Source organism: Curtobacterium sp. AC273 (assembly GCF_979253735.1).
In genome coordinates, this window is sequence record NZ_CEEDDU010000003.1 from 177416 (window position 1) to 193281 (window position 15866).

10 protein-coding genes and 5 pseudogenes are annotated in these 15866 nt (G+C 71.7%); 7 read left to right on the plus strand and 8 right to left on the minus strand.

The features are described from left to right. Window positions 1–122 precede the first annotated feature (122 nt). The 4 genes and pseudogenes from ACZ8AI_RS05595 to ACZ8AI_RS05610 all read left to right on the plus strand — a co-directional run bounded on the left by ACZ8AI_RS05595 (window position 123) and on the right by ACZ8AI_RS05610 (window position 5405). Window positions 123–888 (plus strand): annotated as a pseudogene (locus ACZ8AI_RS05595) (ATP-binding cassette domain-containing protein). A 274-nt stretch (window positions 889–1162) separates the two neighbouring features. Continuing rightward, window positions 1163–2185: an ABC transporter permease subunit gene (locus ACZ8AI_RS05600; RefSeq protein ID WP_464857141.1), complete on the plus strand. Its 1023-nt coding sequence runs from the start codon at window positions 1163–1165 to the stop codon at window positions 2183–2185. A 102-nt stretch (window positions 2186–2287) separates the two neighbouring features. Beyond that, window positions 2288–3163, plus strand: coding sequence for a patatin-like phospholipase family protein (locus ACZ8AI_RS05605; RefSeq protein WP_464857143.1), 876 nt, complete (start codon window positions 2288–2290; stop codon window positions 3161–3163). Window positions 3164–3294: 131 nt separating this feature from the next. Further along, a pseudogene (locus tag ACZ8AI_RS05610) lies at window positions 3295–5405 on the plus strand (S9 family peptidase). Window positions 5406–5692: 287 nt separating this feature from the next. Here ACZ8AI_RS05610 and ACZ8AI_RS05615 read toward each other — a convergent pair. Beyond that, the gene (locus ACZ8AI_RS05615; protein WP_464857145.1) at window positions 5693–6886 is read right to left on the minus strand and encodes an acyl-CoA dehydrogenase family protein; all 1194 of its coding nucleotides are present in this window, start codon (window positions 6884–6886) and stop codon (window positions 5693–5695) included. Window positions 6887–6933: 47 nt separating this feature from the next. Here ACZ8AI_RS05615 and ACZ8AI_RS05620 point away from each other — a divergent pair, with 47 nt between their 5' ends. Beyond that, entirely contained in the window at window positions 6934–8019 is a 1086-nt protein-coding gene (locus ACZ8AI_RS05620) for a QsdR family transcriptional regulator (protein ID WP_464857147.1), read from the plus strand. A 225-nt stretch (window positions 8020–8244) separates the two neighbouring features. Here the strand turns inward: ACZ8AI_RS05620 and ACZ8AI_RS05625 are convergent, their stop codons facing one another. The 6 genes and pseudogenes from ACZ8AI_RS05625 to ACZ8AI_RS05650 form a co-directional block, all read right to left on the minus strand. Further along, the gene (locus ACZ8AI_RS05625) at window positions 8245–8394 is read right to left on the minus strand and encodes a hypothetical protein (RefSeq protein ID WP_464857149.1); all 150 of its coding nucleotides are present in this window, start codon (window positions 8392–8394) and stop codon (window positions 8245–8247) included. A 28-nt stretch (window positions 8395–8422) separates the two neighbouring features. After that, complete coding sequence (locus tag ACZ8AI_RS05630) at window positions 8423–8863, minus strand: VOC family protein (RefSeq protein WP_464857151.1); 441 nt, start codon at window positions 8861–8863, stop codon at window positions 8423–8425. 300 nt (window positions 8864–9163) lie between these two features. Next, window positions 9164–9667: a hypothetical protein gene (locus ACZ8AI_RS05635; protein WP_464857153.1), complete on the minus strand. Its 504-nt coding sequence runs from the start codon at window positions 9665–9667 to the stop codon at window positions 9164–9166. 217 nt (window positions 9668–9884) lie between these two features. Then, window positions 9885–10096: pseudogene (locus ACZ8AI_RS05640) on the minus strand (aldehyde dehydrogenase family protein); the annotation flags it as partial. Then, window positions 10048–11787: a proline dehydrogenase family protein gene (locus ACZ8AI_RS05645; protein ID WP_464857214.1), complete on the minus strand. Its 1740-nt coding sequence runs from the start codon at window positions 11785–11787 to the stop codon at window positions 10048–10050. The pseudogene ACZ8AI_RS05640 and the gene ACZ8AI_RS05645, both read right to left, overlap by 49 nt. Next, window positions 11676–11954, minus strand: a pseudogene (locus tag ACZ8AI_RS05650) (proline dehydrogenase family protein); the annotation flags it as partial. The gene ACZ8AI_RS05645 and the pseudogene ACZ8AI_RS05650, both read right to left, overlap by 112 nt. 815 nt (window positions 11955–12769) lie before the next feature. On the opposite strand from ACZ8AI_RS05650, the pseudogene ACZ8AI_RS05655 reads away from it, so the two are divergent. Beyond that, window positions 12770–13674, plus strand: a pseudogene (locus tag ACZ8AI_RS05655) (LysR substrate-binding domain-containing protein). A 90-nt stretch (window positions 13675–13764) separates the two neighbouring features. On the opposite strand, the gene ACZ8AI_RS05660 reads toward ACZ8AI_RS05655, so the two are convergent. Beyond that, window positions 13765–14355, minus strand: a complete 591-nt coding sequence (locus tag ACZ8AI_RS05660; protein ID WP_464857155.1) for a hypothetical protein — start codon at window positions 14353–14355, stop codon at window positions 13765–13767. A 575-nt stretch (window positions 14356–14930) separates the two neighbouring features. Between ACZ8AI_RS05660 and ACZ8AI_RS05665 the strand changes: the two genes are divergently transcribed. Beyond that, complete coding sequence (locus tag ACZ8AI_RS05665; protein ID WP_464857157.1) at window positions 14931–15710, plus strand: Ig domain-containing protein; 780 nt, start codon at window positions 14931–14933, stop codon at window positions 15708–15710. The last annotated feature ends 156 nt before the right edge of the window (window positions 15711–15866 follow it).

Below are 15866 nucleotides of genomic sequence, written 5' to 3' on the forward strand. Positions count from 1 at the left end.
GACCACGCCCGCCCGGTCCCCTTCCGGACCGGGCGGGCCTCACCCCGTGGAGGACGACAGCCGTGAGCACGACACCCTCGAGCACCGAGCCACCAGCAGCACACCCCTCAGCCGAGCCGGTGATGTCCCTCGGGGGATCACGAAACGGTTCGGCGCCGTCCAGGCCCTCACCGACATCGACTTCGACGTGTACCCCGGCGAGGTGATCGCCATCGTCGGCGACAACGGTGCCGGCAAGTCGACGTTCGTGAAGATCCTCGCCGGGGTCTACACGCCGGACGGCGGCACGAGATCACCTTCGGCGGTGACGAGGTCACCGTCCCGAACCCCGCGGCGGCGCAGACGCTCGGGATCGCCACCGTCTTCCAGGACCTCGCCCTCGCCGACAACCTCGACGTCGTGTCGAACCTGTTCCTCGGCCGCGAGATCGCCCACCCCTTCCTCGACGAGGAGGAGATGGAACGCCGCTCGTGGGAGCTCCTCCAGCAGCTCGCGGCGCGGATCCCGTCGGTGCGGATCCCCATCGCCTCACTGTCCGACGGTCAGCGGCAGACGGTCGCCATCGCCCGCTCGCTCATCGGCGACCCCCAGGTCGTCGTCCTCGACGAGCCGACGGCAGCCCTCGGCGTCGCGCAGACCGCCGGGGTCCTCAACCTCGTCGAGCGACTCCGGGAGCGCGGCCTCGGGGTCGTCCTCATCAGCCACAACCTCGCGGACGTCCAGGCGGTGGCCGACCGGGTCGCCGTGCTGCGCCTCGGTCGGAACAACGGCACGTTCCGCATCGACGACGTCTCCTACGAGGAGATCATCGCCGCCATCACCGGTGCCACCGACAACGCCGTCACGCGCCGCGCGGCCGCCCGGACCGAGCAGGAGACGACAGCATGAGCAAGACCGACGAGACCCTCACCGCGGCGACCCCGACCCCGTCGGCGGCCGACCTGCAGGACGAGCGGCTCCTGCGCGACCAGGGCATCGGCGGCGCCGCGAAGGCGTTCGTCCGCCGGGTCCGCGGCGGTGACATCGGCTCGCTGCCGGTGGTCGTCGGCCTCATCGTCATCTGGGCGGTGTTCCAGGCGCTCTCCCCCGACTTCCTGTCCCCGGGCAACCTGGTGAACCTCGCCCTGAGTGCGCGGCGGTCGGCACGATCGCGATCGGCATCGTGCTGGTCCTGCTCCTCGGCGAGATCGACCTGTCCGTCGGCAGTGTCAGCGGTCTGGCCGCCGCGATCCTCGGGCAGGGCCTCACCACGCTCGGCTGGCCGCTCTGGCTCGTCCTCGTCGTGGCGCTGGCCGTCGGTGCGGCTGCCGGCCTCCTGTACGGCCTGCTGTTCACCCGCTTCGGCGTGCCGAGCTTCGTGATCACGCTCGCCGGCCTGCTCGGGTTCCTCGGCCTGCAACTGCTGATCCTCGGCCCGAACGGCTCGATCAACCTGCCGTACTCCTCGCCGATCGTGCAGTTCGCGTCGGCGTCGTACCTGCCGCCGTGGCTCGCCTACCTGCTCGCCGCGGTCGCCGCCGGCGGCCTGTTCTTCACCGAGGTCCGCCGCGCCGCCCGCCGTCGCCGAGCCGGCCTGTCGACCGGCGCGATGTCACTCACGATCGCGAAGTCCGTCGCGCTGTTCCTCGGCCTCGGCCTCATGGTCTGGTACCTGTCCCGCGACTTCGGCACCGGCACCTCGTTCGTGTTCTTCGTCGTGCTCGTCGTGCTGATGAACTTCGTGCTGAAGCGCACCCGCTGGGGCCGGTCGGTGTTCGCGGTCGGCGGCAACGCTCGAGGCGGCACGTCGTTCCGGCATCCGCGTGAACCGGATCTACATCTCGGTGTTCGTGCTGACGTCGCTGTTCGCCACGATCGGCGGCATCCTGGCGGCGGCACGCCTGAACTCGGCGAGCCTGTCGTCGGGTGCGGGCGACACCAACCTCAACGCGATCGCGGCGGCCGTCATCGGCGGGACCAGCCTGTTCGGTGGCCGTGGCAGCGCGTGGTCGGCCCTGCTCGGCATCATCGTCATCCAGTCGATCTCGAACGGCCTGACGCTGCTCAGCCTCGACTCGTCGATCCGTTACATGATCACCGGCGCGGTGCTCCTCCTCGCCGTGATCATCGACTCCCTCTCCCGCCGCAGTCGTGCCAGCCACGGCGCGGCCTGAGCTGTCCTGTGGTCCGGCCCACGGGCTTGTGACGCTCGGACACCGGACTGGAGGCGCGTGGCGGCGCCGCCACGTGCCTCCAGTCCGTCGCCGGTCGCCACCACCGCGTCACCGCGGCCTGGTAAGCAGGACGCATGACCGACGTCTCCTCCCTGCCCCCCGGAACCAGAGCACTCGTCCTCGGAGGTGGCGGCGTCGCCGGCATCGCCTGGGAACTCGGGGTGCTCACCGCCCTCCAGGAGGCCGGGGTCGACCTCGACGCCGCCGACCTCGTGGTCGGCACCAGCGCCGGCAGCGTCGTCGGTACGTTCGTCCGCCACGGCGGGGTGCAGCAGGCGTACGACCAGCAGCACGCGCCCGTCCCGACGACGTACGAGGAGCCCGTCGCCATCGACGGCGAGGACTTCCAGCAGCGCATCGGGGCGGTGCTCGAGGGTGCGACCTCCGAGCAGGACGCCCGCGCGCGACTCGGACTCCTCGCGCAGCAGACCACCACGGGCCAGACCGACGACGAGCGCGTGGCGACGTTCACCGAGGGGTGCTGCCGTCGACCGAGTGGCCCGCGAAGCCGCTCGGCGCTGACGACGATCGACGCGACCGACGGCGGGTTCCAGGTCCTCACGGCCGGCGACGACGTCCCGCTCCCCCGTGCCGTCGCCGCCAGCTGCTCGGTACCGCTCGTGTGGTCGCCCGTCGGGCTCGAGGGCCGGCCGTACTACGACGGCGGGCTGCGCTCCGCGACGAACTCCGACGTCGCCGCCGGGTACGAGCGTGTCCTCGTGATCGCCTGCGGGCCGGAGGGGCCGTCGCCGCTCGGGCCGTGGCTCGACATCGCGGTCGAGGGGCTCCGCGCCGGCGGCAGCTCGGTCGAGGTGGTCGTGGCGGACAGCACCGCGCAGCAGGCGTTCGGCACGAACTCGCTGTCGCTCGCGACGCAGGCGCCGTCGGCCGAGGCCGGGCACACGCAGGGCAGCGCCGTCGCGGAGGGGATCGCCGCGTTCTGGGCGTGAGTCCGCTGCTGTCCACATGCGTGTCGTGCAGATGCGCGTGTTGTCCACATGCGCGAGTCGTCCACATGCGTGTGTTGTCCACAGGACCGGGGGTGTCGGCCGCGGTGTCCGGTGCGCCGATAGCGTGGGGCATGACGACGCCGTTCTCCGATCTCGACCAGTTCACCGCCCTCCCCCGAGTCGACGGCATCGCCGTGAGCCCCGACGGCTCCCGCGTCGCCCTGACCGTCAGCGTGCTCGACGCCGACGGCACCGGGTACCGCCGGTCGATCTGGGCCGTGCCCGGCACCGACGACGGGACGGCCGCCGCCGGTGCCGCCCGTCCGCCTCACCCGCTCGGTCAAGGGCGAGGGCGGCGTCTCGTTCACGCGCCACGGCGACCTGCTCTTCGTCTCCGGGCGCCCCGACGGCGAAGGCGACAAGGACACCGACGCACCGCAGCTCTGGGTCCTGCCCGCGGCCGGCGGCGAGCCCGAGCCGGTCACCCGGTTCACGGGCGGCATCGGCGGCGTGCTCGGCTCCGCGACCGCGGCGGACACCGTCGCCGTGACCGCCGCGCTCCTGCCCGGCGCCGGCACGGACCGCACGGGCGTGGTCACCGCCGACGCCGAGCTCCGCGGCCGCCGCACGGACCGGAAGGTGCAGGCGATCCTGCACGAGACCTACCCGGTCCGCTTCTGGGACCACGACCTCGGTCCGGACGAGACCCACGTGCTGACGCTCGACCTCGCCACCCTGCGCGAAGCCGACACCACCCCGGCGCCGTCCGACGACGGCCCCGACGGCGACACGAAGGCCGCCTACCCGGCACACCTCCCCGCCCCCGTCGACCTCACACCGGCACCGGCGCGCTCCCTCGAACACGTCTCCGGGGCGGTCACCCCGGAGGGCGCGGTGGTCGTCGCGACGGTCGCCGTGCAGGAAGCACGTGGTTCGCGCTCGACGATCGTCGCCTTCGACGTCGCGAGCGGCCAGCGCACCGTGCTGTTCGGCGACGACGACGTCGACCACGAGACACCCACCCTCAGCCACGACGGGCGCACGCTCGCGTGGATCCGGACGCCGCGGTTCACGCCGCAGGGCGCGACGCAGCAGGAGATCTGGGTCGCCGACCTCGACGGCACCACGGTGTCCGGTGCCCGGCGGATCGCGACCGACTGGGACCGCTGGCCGAACGAGCTCGTGTTCGCACACGGCGACGCCGCGATCCTCGCGACCGCCGACCAGGACGGCCGGGCGCCGGTCTTCAGCATCCCCGTCGACGGCGGCGCCGTCGAGTACGCTGACCCACGACGACTGGGCGTACTCGAGCCTGCGCGTGGCGGAGGAGACGGGCGCGGTCGTGGCGCTCCGTGCCTCCTGGCAGGCCCCGCTGCACCCCGTCCGCATCGCGGCGGACGGCGCGGTGACCACGCTCGCGACGCCGGCTGCCCTGCCGGAGGTCCCCGGACGCCTCGAGGAGGTCTCGACCACCGCCGCGGACGGCTCCCGCGTGCGGGGCTGGCTCGTCCTGCCCGACGGCGACGGCCCCCACCCGCTGCTGCTCTGGATCCACGGCGGACCGCTCAACTCGTGGAACCAGTGGTCGTGGCGGTGGAACCCGCAGCTCGCCGCGGCGCGCGGGTACGCCGTGCTGCTGCCGGACCCGGCGCTGTCCACCGGGTACGGTCTCGACTTCATCAACCGCGGCTGGAACGCCTGGGGGCAGGCGCCCTACACCGACCTGTTGTCGATCACCGATGCCGTGGTCGAACGGGCCGACATCGACGAGACCCGCACGGCCGCGATGGGCGGCTCGTTCGGCGGCTACATGTCGAACTGGGTCGCCGGGCACACCGACCGGTTCCGCGCTGTGGTCACGCACGCCAGCCTCTGGGCGCTCGACCAGTTCAACGGCACCACGGACATGTCGCAGTACTGGCAGTCGATCTTCGACGAGCAGGGGCTGCACGAGAACGACCCGCACCGGTTCGTCGCGGACATCACCTCACCGATGCTCGTGATCCACGGTGACAAGGACTACCGGGTGCCGATCGGCGAGGGCCTGCGACTCTGGTCCGAGCTGGCTGAGCACCACGCGGCGGCCGACGGCACGATGCCGCACCGGTTCCTGTACTTCCCGGACGAGAACCACTGGGTGCTCAAGCCGCAGCACGCGGTGGTCTGGTACGAGACGGTGTTCGCGTTCCTGGCGCAGCACGTGCTCGGCGAGGAGTGGAAGCGGCCGGAGTTGCTCGGGTAGCACCTGGGTGGGTCGGGGGCGGCGCACCGACACGGCTGCACAGCGCGCCGTCTGCGACTTCGCGCTCGTCGATTGACTCGTGGATCGTCGGAACATGCACACGCACACGATGCGTGAACATCGAACGACAGGACGCCCGTCGATCGACCGGTGGGATGTCGGAACATGCGCGGCTATCAGATGCGTGAGCATGGTGCGACTCCGCACGCGTCGATCGACTGGTGGAACGTCGAAATATGCGCGGACACAAGCCGACACGAGCGCGCGGCGCCGCACCCGCGCAGCGCTCAGACGAACGCTGCCTGCCCCGTGATCGCCCGCCCGACGATGAGCGTGTTCACCTCGCGCGTGCCCTCGTACGAGTAGATCGCCTCGGCGTCCGCGAAGAACCGCGCGACGCCCTTGTCGAGCACGATCCCGTTGCCGCCCTGCACCTCGCGGCACCACCCCACGGTCTCGCGCATCTTCGCCGTCGCGAACGCCTTGGCCAACGCCGAGTGCTCGTCCGCGCCGGTCCCCGCGTCCTGCATCGCCGACGCCTGCGTGCACAGCGCGATCGACGCCGTGATGTTCGCGAGCGACTTCACGAGCAGGTCCTGCACGAGCTGGTGCGACGCGATCGGCTTGCCGAACTGGATCCGCGTGCGCGCGTAGTCGAGCGCCGCGTCGTAGGCGCCGACCGCGATGCCGATGGCCTGCCAGGCAACCTCGGTGCGGGTCAGGCGCAGCACCTCGGCCGTCGAGCGGAACGACTCGGCACGCTGCAGTCGACGCGACTCCGGCACCCGGACGTCCTGCATGACGATGTCGGCGTTCTGCACTCCGCGGAGCGCGATCTTGTCCTCGATCTTCGTCGCGGCGAAGCCCGGCGTGTCCGTCGTGACGAGGAAGCCCTTCACCTGGTCGTCCGCGACGTCCTTCGCCCAGATGACGACGACGTCGGCGAAGGTCGCGTTGCCGATCCAGCGCTTCTCACCGTCGAGCACCCACTCGTCGCCCTCGCGCCGAGCCGTGGTCCGGAGGCCCCGTGCGGAGTCGCTGCCGGAGAGCGGCTCGGTCAGGCCGAAGGCGCCGATGAGCTCGCCGCGGGCCATCGGCGGGAGCCACTCCTGCTGCTGCTCCTCGCTGCCGGCGACGGCGATCGAGTTCATCGCGAGCCCGGACTGCACGCCGATGAACGTCGCGACGCTGGCGTCGACCCGTCCGAGCTCGAGCGCCGCCCACCCGCGGTACACCGCGGAGTTCTCGAACTGCCGCACCAGCGGCACGCCCGGTCCGTACATACCGAGCTCCGACAGCGGCTTGATGACCTGCATCGGGAACTCGGCGCGCGCCCAGTAGTCGTCGGCGATCGGGCGCACCTCGGACTCGAGGTACGTGCGCAGCCGTCCGAGGGACTCGCGCTCCTGCTCGGTCAGCCCCTCCTGGAAACGGTAGAAGTCGGACTCGAGCAGCGCGGTCGTGGACGTCGTCGTTGACATGAGGACCACGATGCATCATTCTCGGAAACGTTGCAAGGGAGGCTCGCGTGTACACATCGGATTCTGCGCTGCGCGCATTCCGGGAGGCACGCCACACCTTCATCGCCGGCTCGCGCATCGACATGGGCGCCTTGGCTGCCTCGCTCGGCGTGGACAGGACATCGCTCTTCCGGTGGGTGGGCAACCGTGACCGGTTGCTCTCCGAGATCCTGTGGTCCCTCGCAGTACCGACGCTCGACGGCGCGGCCCGCGCTGCCGACGCCGCCGGGTCCGCGGGAGCCGCACGCATCGTCGACGTCCTCGATCGCTTCACCGCCGACCTGATCGAAGCGCGGTACTTCCGCTCGTTCCTGACCCGGGAGCCCGCGCGGGCACTGCGGCTCCTCACCACGACGGACAGCGACGTGCAGAGCCGCTTCGTCGGTCGGGTCACCGCACTCATCGAGCACGAGCAGTCCTCCGGTACCTTCGATCCCGGCCCGTTGTCGGCCGAGGAGCTCGCACGGCTGCTCGTCCGCATCTCCGAGTCGTTCACCTACGCGGAGTTCATCTCCGGCGAGACACCGAACCCCGAACGGGCTCGTGCCGCGTTCGAGTACGTGCTCCGCCCCGACCCCCACGCGCCACCGATGCCGCACGCTCCCCTGTCACCGCAGTGGCCCCCGCCACCCCATCGATCGGAGACCGATGACCATCGACGAGTACCCGTTCCGCCGCACCTACCCCACGCGGGTGGAACGACAACGACTATGTTCGGCCACGTCAACAACACGATCTACTACAGCGCGATGGACAACGCGTCGACGTACTGGTTCCGCGAGGAAGCCGGTCTCGACCCCTTCACGTCCGAGTGGATCGCCGTGCTGGTGTCGTCGAGCTGCCGGTTCGTGGAGTCCGCCGTGTGGCCGGACGTCATCGAGGTCGGAATGCGGTCGAAGCACCTCGGGAACACGAGCCTGTCGTGGGAGTTCGGCCTGTTCCGACAGTCCGACGGAGCCTTGCTCGCAACGGGCGAGTTCGTGCACGTGATCATCGACCGTGAGGGTGCACGCCGACCGATCCCGCTGCCGGCGCCCCTGCGCGAAGTCGTCACCACGAGGATGCAGGCGCCCGCCGCCGTCCCCGCCGACTGACCCGCGCGCCGGGCCGCGTCCCGCCGGGCCGCCCCACGGAACCAAAGAGACCCCGTGCCGCGCGATTCCGTGGTTCGGGAAGACTCTCGGTTGGGCGTCGGGGCGGAATGCCGCGCGCCAGCGATCGCCGGCCGAGCCGCCCCGCTGGCCGATCGCACCCCCACACGCACATCGCACCCCCGCACCTCGGGGCGCGATGTCCGCCACGGGGTGCGATGCGGCACGTCAGGGTCGGTAGTCCTCGCGCCGAGGGTTGTTGAGCCGGACGGCAGCGTCGTCCCCCGCGGGCTTCGCATCGTTCCACGTCCCGATGACCTTCGCGATCGTGGTCAGGACGAAGCCCAGCGCCCGACCGACGGCGTACACGATGCGCATACGACGAGCGTAGACGCCCGCCAGCCCTTCAGCCCTTGAGCACGGCGAGCTCCAGGTTGATGTCGTCCGGGTCCTGCACGGACAGGATCACCATGCCGGCATCGCCGAGGTCGGTGACCTCTCCGTGCTCGACCCCGGCGGCGTCGAGGCGAGCGGCGGCCTGGTGCAACTCGTCGACCGAGCCGACGACGAAGCTGACGTGGTCGAGGCCGACCGTGTCCGGGTCGAACCGTTGCCCCGATGGCGCCACCGGGCGCAGGCCGAAGACCTGGTCGCCGAGCCGGAACACCGCCCCGCCGTAGAAGCGCTCCCGGTCCTCGCGCACGCCGGGCTCGTCGACCTGGTCGCTGAAGTCGATCGCCGGGTCCGTGCCGAGGAGCTGCTGGTAGAACGCCTTGCTGCGGTGGATGTCCGTGACGGTCACGCGGACGTGGGCCAGGGCGGTGGGACGGGCGAAGGGTTCGGTCATGGTGTGAGCTCCTCAGAGGTCGGCCCGACGGGGAATCGGCGGCGCACCGTGGTTGCGGCGCGAATCCGAGGCAACCCTCATCACCTCGGAGCAGCCTCGCCCGGCGCGGAGACCGGACAGGCGCACCACACGCGCACCACATGCGCACCGCGTCCACGGCGCCACCACGGCACGACCACGGCGCCGCCACGGCGGGACCACAGGCGGGACCACAGGCAGCACGCGTGGAACCACGAAACCGACGTCGAACCAGCCCTGCAGCGTGGTTCGACGTCGGTTCCGTGGTTCGACGAAGTGCGCCTAGATCAGGTCGTCCGTGAGGTGGTTCGGCGTCCCGAAGCGGTGCGCCGTGATCGACACCGCCTGCTCGCGGAGGAACGGCAGCATCTCGACCCGACCGGCCTCGGTGACGGGCTCCCCGTACACCGCGACGTCCGGACGACCGCCGACCGCCGTGTACAGCGCGGACACGCCCCCGCCGATGAGCCGAACACGCGTGGACGGCCCGTTCGCCACCGCAGCAGCGAAGGCGTCGTCGGACTGCCCGGTCGTGAGCGAGCGGACGTTCGACAGCGCACGGACGGCCGACGTCACGGCGGCGGGGAGCGCCGCAGCGGTCGAGACGTCGATCGTGGTGCCGGCGCGGACCGAGGCCGCGACGACCCGGACGAGATCGGCGACGGCACCCTCGGCAGCCGAGTCGGACGTCGACGCCAGCCGGACGTGCACACCCGGATACGGCAGGTACCGCGCGATGTTCCGCTCCGCCGACAGCGCCGAGACGTCGGTGGCCGTGCCGAACACGGACGTCCACGCGTGCTCGTCGGGACGCCAGCGCCCGGTCGAGCACCGGCGAGGCGACCCCCGCAGCACGGACGAACGCGGCGACCGGGGCGGACGGAGCGGACCCCACCGAGGCCTCGGACACCGACCACGAGCCGAGCCCGACCAGGTAGTTCAGCCCGCCCGCCTTCGTGCCGGCGCCGACGGCCGACTTCTTCCACCCACCGAACGGCTGACGCCGGACGATCGCGCCGGTGATGCCGCGGTTGACGTAGAGGTTGCCCGCCTCGATCGTGGAGAGCCACGTGCCGATCTCGGCCGGGTCGAGGAGTGCAGGCCCGAGGTCAGGCCGTAGTCGACCTCGTTCACGATCGCGATCGCCTCGTCGAGGGTGGCCGCGGTCATGATGCCGAGGATCGGGCCGAAGTACTCGGTGCGGTGGAAGGCCGAACCACGCCGGACGCCGTCGCGGACCCCGGGGCTCCAGAGCCTGCCGCTGTCGTCGAGCTTCGCCGGCTTGACCGCCCAGGTCTCCCCGTGCCGAGCTTCGTCAGGCCGTCGAGGAGCTTGCCGGCTGCGGGTTCGATCACCGGCCCCATCTGCGTGGTCGGGTCCGTCGGGTAGCCGACCGTGAGCGACGACACCGCGTCGATGAGCTGGGAACGGAAGCGCCGCGAGGTCGCCACGGAGCCGACGAGCACGACGAGCGACGCCGCCGAGCACTTCTGCCCCGCGTGCCCGAAGGCCGAGGCGACGACGTCCTTCACGGCGAGGTCGAGGTCGGCGGACGGGGTCACGATGACCGCGTTCTTGCCCGAGGTCTCGGCGAGCAGCGGCAGGTCGGGCCGGAACGAGCGGAAGAGCTCGGCGGTCTCGTACGCGCCGGTGAGGATCACGCGGTCGACCATCGGCGACGCGATGAGCTGCTGGCCGAGGTCGTTCTCCGACACCTGCACGAAGGCGAGCACATCGGCGGGGGCACCGTGGGCGTCGAGCGCGGTCTCGATGATCGAGGCGAGCACCGCACCCGAGCGCTCGGCGGGCGGGGCGGGCTTCAGGACGACGGCGGACCCGGCGGCGAGTGCGGCGAGGGTCGAGCCGGCGGGGATCGCGACGGGGAAGTTCCACGGCGGCGCGACCAGCGTCAGCGCGGCGGGCGTGAACGTCGCACCGTCGACGGCGTCGAGCGATTCGGCGAGCGAACCGTAGAAGTGCGCGAAGTCGATCGCCTCGGACACCTCGGGGTCGGCCTGGTCGATGGTCTTGCCCGTCTCGGAGGCCATGACCTCGACGAGGGATGCCCGGTTCGCCTCGAGCGCGTCGCCCACGGCGTGCAGGACCGCGGCGCGAGCCGCTCCCGGCCACGCTCCCCATGCGGCGCCCGCGGCGCGGACCCGGCCCAGGACGGTGTCGAGCTGCTCGGCGGAGGTGAGTCGGGCCTCCTGGACGGCCTTGGTGCCGAGCGTCGACGACGCGATCCGACCGGTGATGGCGTCACCCCAGGCGCGGAACTCGGCGACCGACGGGTCGGTGTCGGGGGTGTTCTCGAAGTGTCCGACGCTCGGACGTGACACGGCCGCGTAGCGGTCGGCGACCCGGTGGGACGCCGGAGCCGCGAGGCCCTCGGGCGTGGCGAGCGGCGCCAGCGACGCGCGGAACCGCTCTTCCTCACGCGCGAACAGCGTCGGCGAGGAGACGAGCGAGAACACCGCGGACATGAAGTTCTCCTGCGACGCCCCCTCTTCCAGCCGGCGGATCAGGTAGGCGATCGCGACGTCGAACTCACCCGGGTGCACGACCGGCGTGTAGAGCAGCAGCGAACCGACGGTCTTGCGGACCGCTTCGGCCTGGCCCTGCGCCATGCCGAGGAGCATCTCGAACTCGATGCCGTCACGGACGCCACGCTGACCGGCGAGCAGCCACGCGTGCGCGACGTCGAACAGGTTGTGCCCGGCGACGCCCACCCGCACGTTCTCGATGCGCGACGGCGTAGTGCCCAGTCGAGCACCCGCTTGTAGTTGGTGTCCGAGTCCTGCTTGGTGTGCCACGTGGCGAGGGGCCAGCCGTGCACGGAGGCCTCGACCTGCTCCATCGGCAGGTTGGCACCCTTCACCAGGCGGACCTTGATGCCGGCGCCCCACGAGCCCGGCGCGCGGCGGACCAGTCCTGCAAGCTGCTCCATCGCGGCGAGCGCGTCGGGCAGGTACGCCTGCAGCACGATGCCGGCTTCGAGCTGCAGGAACTCGGGCTCGTCGAGGAGCTTCGTGAAGACCGCGATGGTGAGGTCGAGGTCCTTGTACTCCTCCATGTCGAGGTTGATGAACTTGGCCGGGGTGGCCGCGGCGGCCCGGCGGAAGGAGCGGTCGGAGCTTCTCGATGATGTCCTCGACCGCGTGGTCGAACGCCCACGGGGAGTGCGGGTGCACGGTCGAGGAGACCTTGATCGAGACGTAGTCGACGTCGTCGCGGGCGAGGAGCTTGTGCGTCCCCTCGAGCCGGCGGGCGGCCTCGCTCTCGCCGAGCACGGCCTCGCCGAGCAGGTTCACGTTGAGCCGGACGCCGTCGCGCTTGATCTTCGCGATCGCCGGGCCGAGCTTGGCGTCGGTCGCGTCGACGATGAGGTGCCCCACCATGTCGCGGAGCACGCGCCGCGCGATCGGCACGACGACGCCGGGGAGCAGCGGGGCCATGCCGCCACCGAGCCGGACGAGCCCACGGAGCGGTGCCGGCAGGAAGCCGGGCGCGTTCGGCGCGATCTGTCGGAGCTTGCGGGCGGCGACGCCGAGGTCCTCCGGGCGGACGACGCCGTCGACGAAGCCGACCGCGAAGTCGAGACCGGCGGGGTCGGCGAGCACCCCGGCGAGCTGCTTCGCCGAGCCGTCGACCGGGTAGGTCTCGGCGTCGGTCAGCCACTGCCGCACGAGCGCAACGGACTGGTCCGCCAGCGCGTCCGACCCACCCGAACGAGCAGCGCCCGAATCGGCCAGAGCCCGAATCAGCAGAGCCGGGGTCGGTGGGAGCAGCCTCGTGCAGCGTCGTCATGGCTTCAGTGTGGAGCCCCCGAAGCGGTAGCGGAAGCAACCGTTCGTGACGAGTACCGTTCAGCTGCACTACGGTTTCAGCATGCTCGACGTCCGCCGCCTGGTCCTCCTCCGCGAGCTGTCGATCCGCGGCACGATGCGCGGCCGTCGCCGAGGCCGTCAACTTCACCCCGTCGGCCGTCTCGCAGCAGCTCTCCGCGCTCGAGCGCGAGGCCGGCGTCCCCCTCCTCCGCAAGGCCGGTCGACGCCTGCAGCTCACCCCGCAGGCCGAGGTGCTGGTGCAGGCCGCCGGCCACGTGCTCGACGTGCTCGACCAGGCGCAGGCCCAGGTCGAGGTCGACGATGCCGACGGTCCAGGGCCGCGTGCGGGTCGCGGTGTTCCAGTCCGCCGCCCTCGCCCTCATGCCGAGCGCGCTGCACGACATGGCGACGCAGCACCCCGACGTCCGCATCGAGATGGTGCAGCGCGAGCCCGAGACCGCGCTGCACGAGACCTGGGCCCGCGACTTCGACATGGTCATCGCCGAGCAGTACCCGGCGCACGCCGCACCGCACCTGCCCGGTCTCGACCGCTCGGACCTCACCACGGACGCCGTCCGACTCGCCCTGCCCCCGATCGACACCGCCCTCGCGCCGGTCTCCTCCATCGAGGACGCCGAGGCCCTTCCCTGGGTCATGGAGCCGCGCGGCACGGCCTCGCGGCACTTCGCCGAGCAGGTCTGCCGGCGCTGGGGCTTCGAGCCGGACGTCCGCTACGAGACCGCCGACCTGCAGACCCAGATCCGCCTCGTCGAGTCCGGGAACGCCGTCAGCCTCATGCCCGACCTCATGTGGACGGGCCGGACCACGACCTGCCGACTCGTCGACCTGCCGGAGCGCCCCCGCCGCACGATCTTCACGGTGGTCCGCGCCGCCGGCTCGTCGGCCCCGGCGGTCCGCGCACTCCGCGAGGCCCTCGGACGCGCAGCGGCCACCGTGGGCGACTGACCCCGCCATCGGGCCTGGAGGCACGGTGCCGGCCCGCCACGCACCCCACCCGACCGACGGTGCGGGTCGTGACCGATCCGTGACCTGTGATCACGTCAGGTTCCCGTCGCCCCGGACATTGCTGAGTTGAGGGCGCCGAACGGCTGCCCACCACAGCATCCGAGGGGATCCCGTGAAGCAGTCCTGCACATCCACGTTCCGACGCAGCGCCGCAGTGGGCGCCGCCGTCGCCATCGTCGCCGCGTCGTCCGCGTTCGGCATCGGGGCCACCGCTGCCGTCGCGGCACCGGCTGAGACCAGCGCGACGACCGAAGCGACGCCGCAGCCCTCCACCACGCCCGACTCCGACGCACCGGGTACGGCCGCCGACCCGACGGCGCCCACCGCGCAACCGGCTCCGGCTCCGGCTCCGGACTCGGACTCGGCACCGGCACCGGCACCGGCTGAGCCGACGGACCCGACACCCACCCCGCACCCGAGCCCCGCCGCCACGCCCACGAACGCTGCGACGACTCCGGCGCCCGACGGAGCGGCATCCGCCGCCGCGGCGTCCGTCCCGGTGACGTGGTCCGAAGCGTCGAGCCCGGAGGACCGGATCGTCCTGCAGGTCACCGCCGGTGAACCGTTCTCGCACACGTTCGTCGCGAACGGCGGCGACGGCCCGCTCGAGTACCTGTTCAACCCCCACACCACCCCGGACGGCCTGCACTGGGACGAGAAGACGGGTGTGCTGAGCGGGACCCTCGACGCGCCCGACTCGATCGACGTCGACGTCACCGCCACCGATCAACGCCAGACCGCGACGCAGTGGGTCCGGGTCGAGGTCCAGCCCGGTGCCGCCTCGCACATCGGCGCCCAGGTGTACTCGACCGCCGACGGTCACTACCCCGCCTGGTCGGTCGCCGGCGGTCCTGACGGCGGCATCGCCCCGGTCGGCGGCGGCGGACTCATCGACGCGGTCCCGGTCGAACCCGGCGGGTCACTCTGGCTCAGCGCCGTGGTCACCGACCGGCTCGGCAATCCGCTGAACGGCCCGGAGATGCCGGAGGAGTCGACCCTGACGAGCAGTGACCCGGCGGACGTCCTCACCTGGGACGCCGAGACGAACACGTGGAAGGTGACGTTCGGCGACGCGGGTTCGCGGCGTCTCACCATGAACTCCGAGGGCCTCTCGCTGACGATCCCGGTCGCCGTCGCCGACCGGCCCCTCGCGTTCACCGGCGGGGGTGCGACGCAGACCTTCCGCACGACCGCGGGTGAGTCCTTCTCCGAGACCTTCACGGCGACCGGCAGCACCAAGCCGGTCCGGTACGTCCTGCAAGTACGCCGACGACGAGTACGTCGACCCGGAGCACTCCGACGCCCGCATCCCCGACCACCTGACGATCGACCGCGAGACCGGCGTGCTGAGCGGCACCCCGACGGTCGCCGGCGAGTACCGGTTCCGGGTCGTCGCGACGGACGGCTCGGAGATCGCCCGGCAGGAGGTCCAGTTCACCGTCGCCCCGGGGGTGACGAAGAACATCCTGACGTTCATCTCGACCGGCGAGGACGGGAAGGGCACCGTGTGGGGCTTCGGACCGAAGAAGCAGCTCATCCGCATCGACGGCCTCGGCGAAGCGGCGACGCACACCCCCGTCGACACGATCCCCGTCGACCAGGGCGACGCGCTCTTCGTCAAGACGACGCCCGTCGACGCGTGGGGCAACACCTCCGTCCCGCTGGAACCGCAGGACGGCGATCCGCACCCCGTGGTCACGAGCAGTGTCGCGACCGACCGCGTCGACTTCCTGCCGCAGTCGTGGAGCAACCGCGTGACGTTCACGCACGCGTCCCTGCACCGGATCACGGTCACGTTCGACGGCGTCTCGGATGCCTTCGACGTCGCGGTCTCCCCGGCCGCCAGCGGTGCGGGCGCGGGCGGATCGCTCGCGTACACCGGTGCGGACGAGACCGGCCCCCTCGCCTGGGCACTCGGTCTGCTGGCCGCCGGCGGCGGCCTGCTGGTGCACCGCCTGCGTCGCCGTCGCAGCTGACGGTGAGCGGCTGACGGACTGGAGGCGCGGTGCCAGCTGGCACCGCGCCTCCAGTCTGTGGGAACACACCGGAGCCCGCGCGGTCAGTCTGTGAGAAACCCCAGGTGAGAGCCGGTTCTTCGTGATGCAACTGCAACGTTCGTACCGCTCTGGAAC

Bases quoted from the DNA above. Each gene is read 5' to 3' on its own strand.
- ACZ8AI_RS05615 (WP_464857145.1), bottom strand. From the start codon at position 6,886: ATGTCAACGACGACGTCCACGACCGCGCTGCTCGAGTCCGACTTCTAC.
- ACZ8AI_RS05630 (WP_464857151.1), bottom strand. From the start codon at position 8,863: ATGACCGAACCCTTCGCCCGTCCCACCGCCCTGGCCCACGTCCGCGTG.
- ACZ8AI_RS05605 (WP_464857143.1), top strand. From the start codon at position 2,288: ATGACCGACGTCTCCTCCCTGCCCCCCGGAACCAGAGCACTCGTCCTC.
- ACZ8AI_RS05625 (WP_464857149.1), bottom strand. From the start codon at position 8,394: ATGCGCATCGTGTACGCCGTCGGTCGGGCGCTGGGCTTCGTCCTGACC.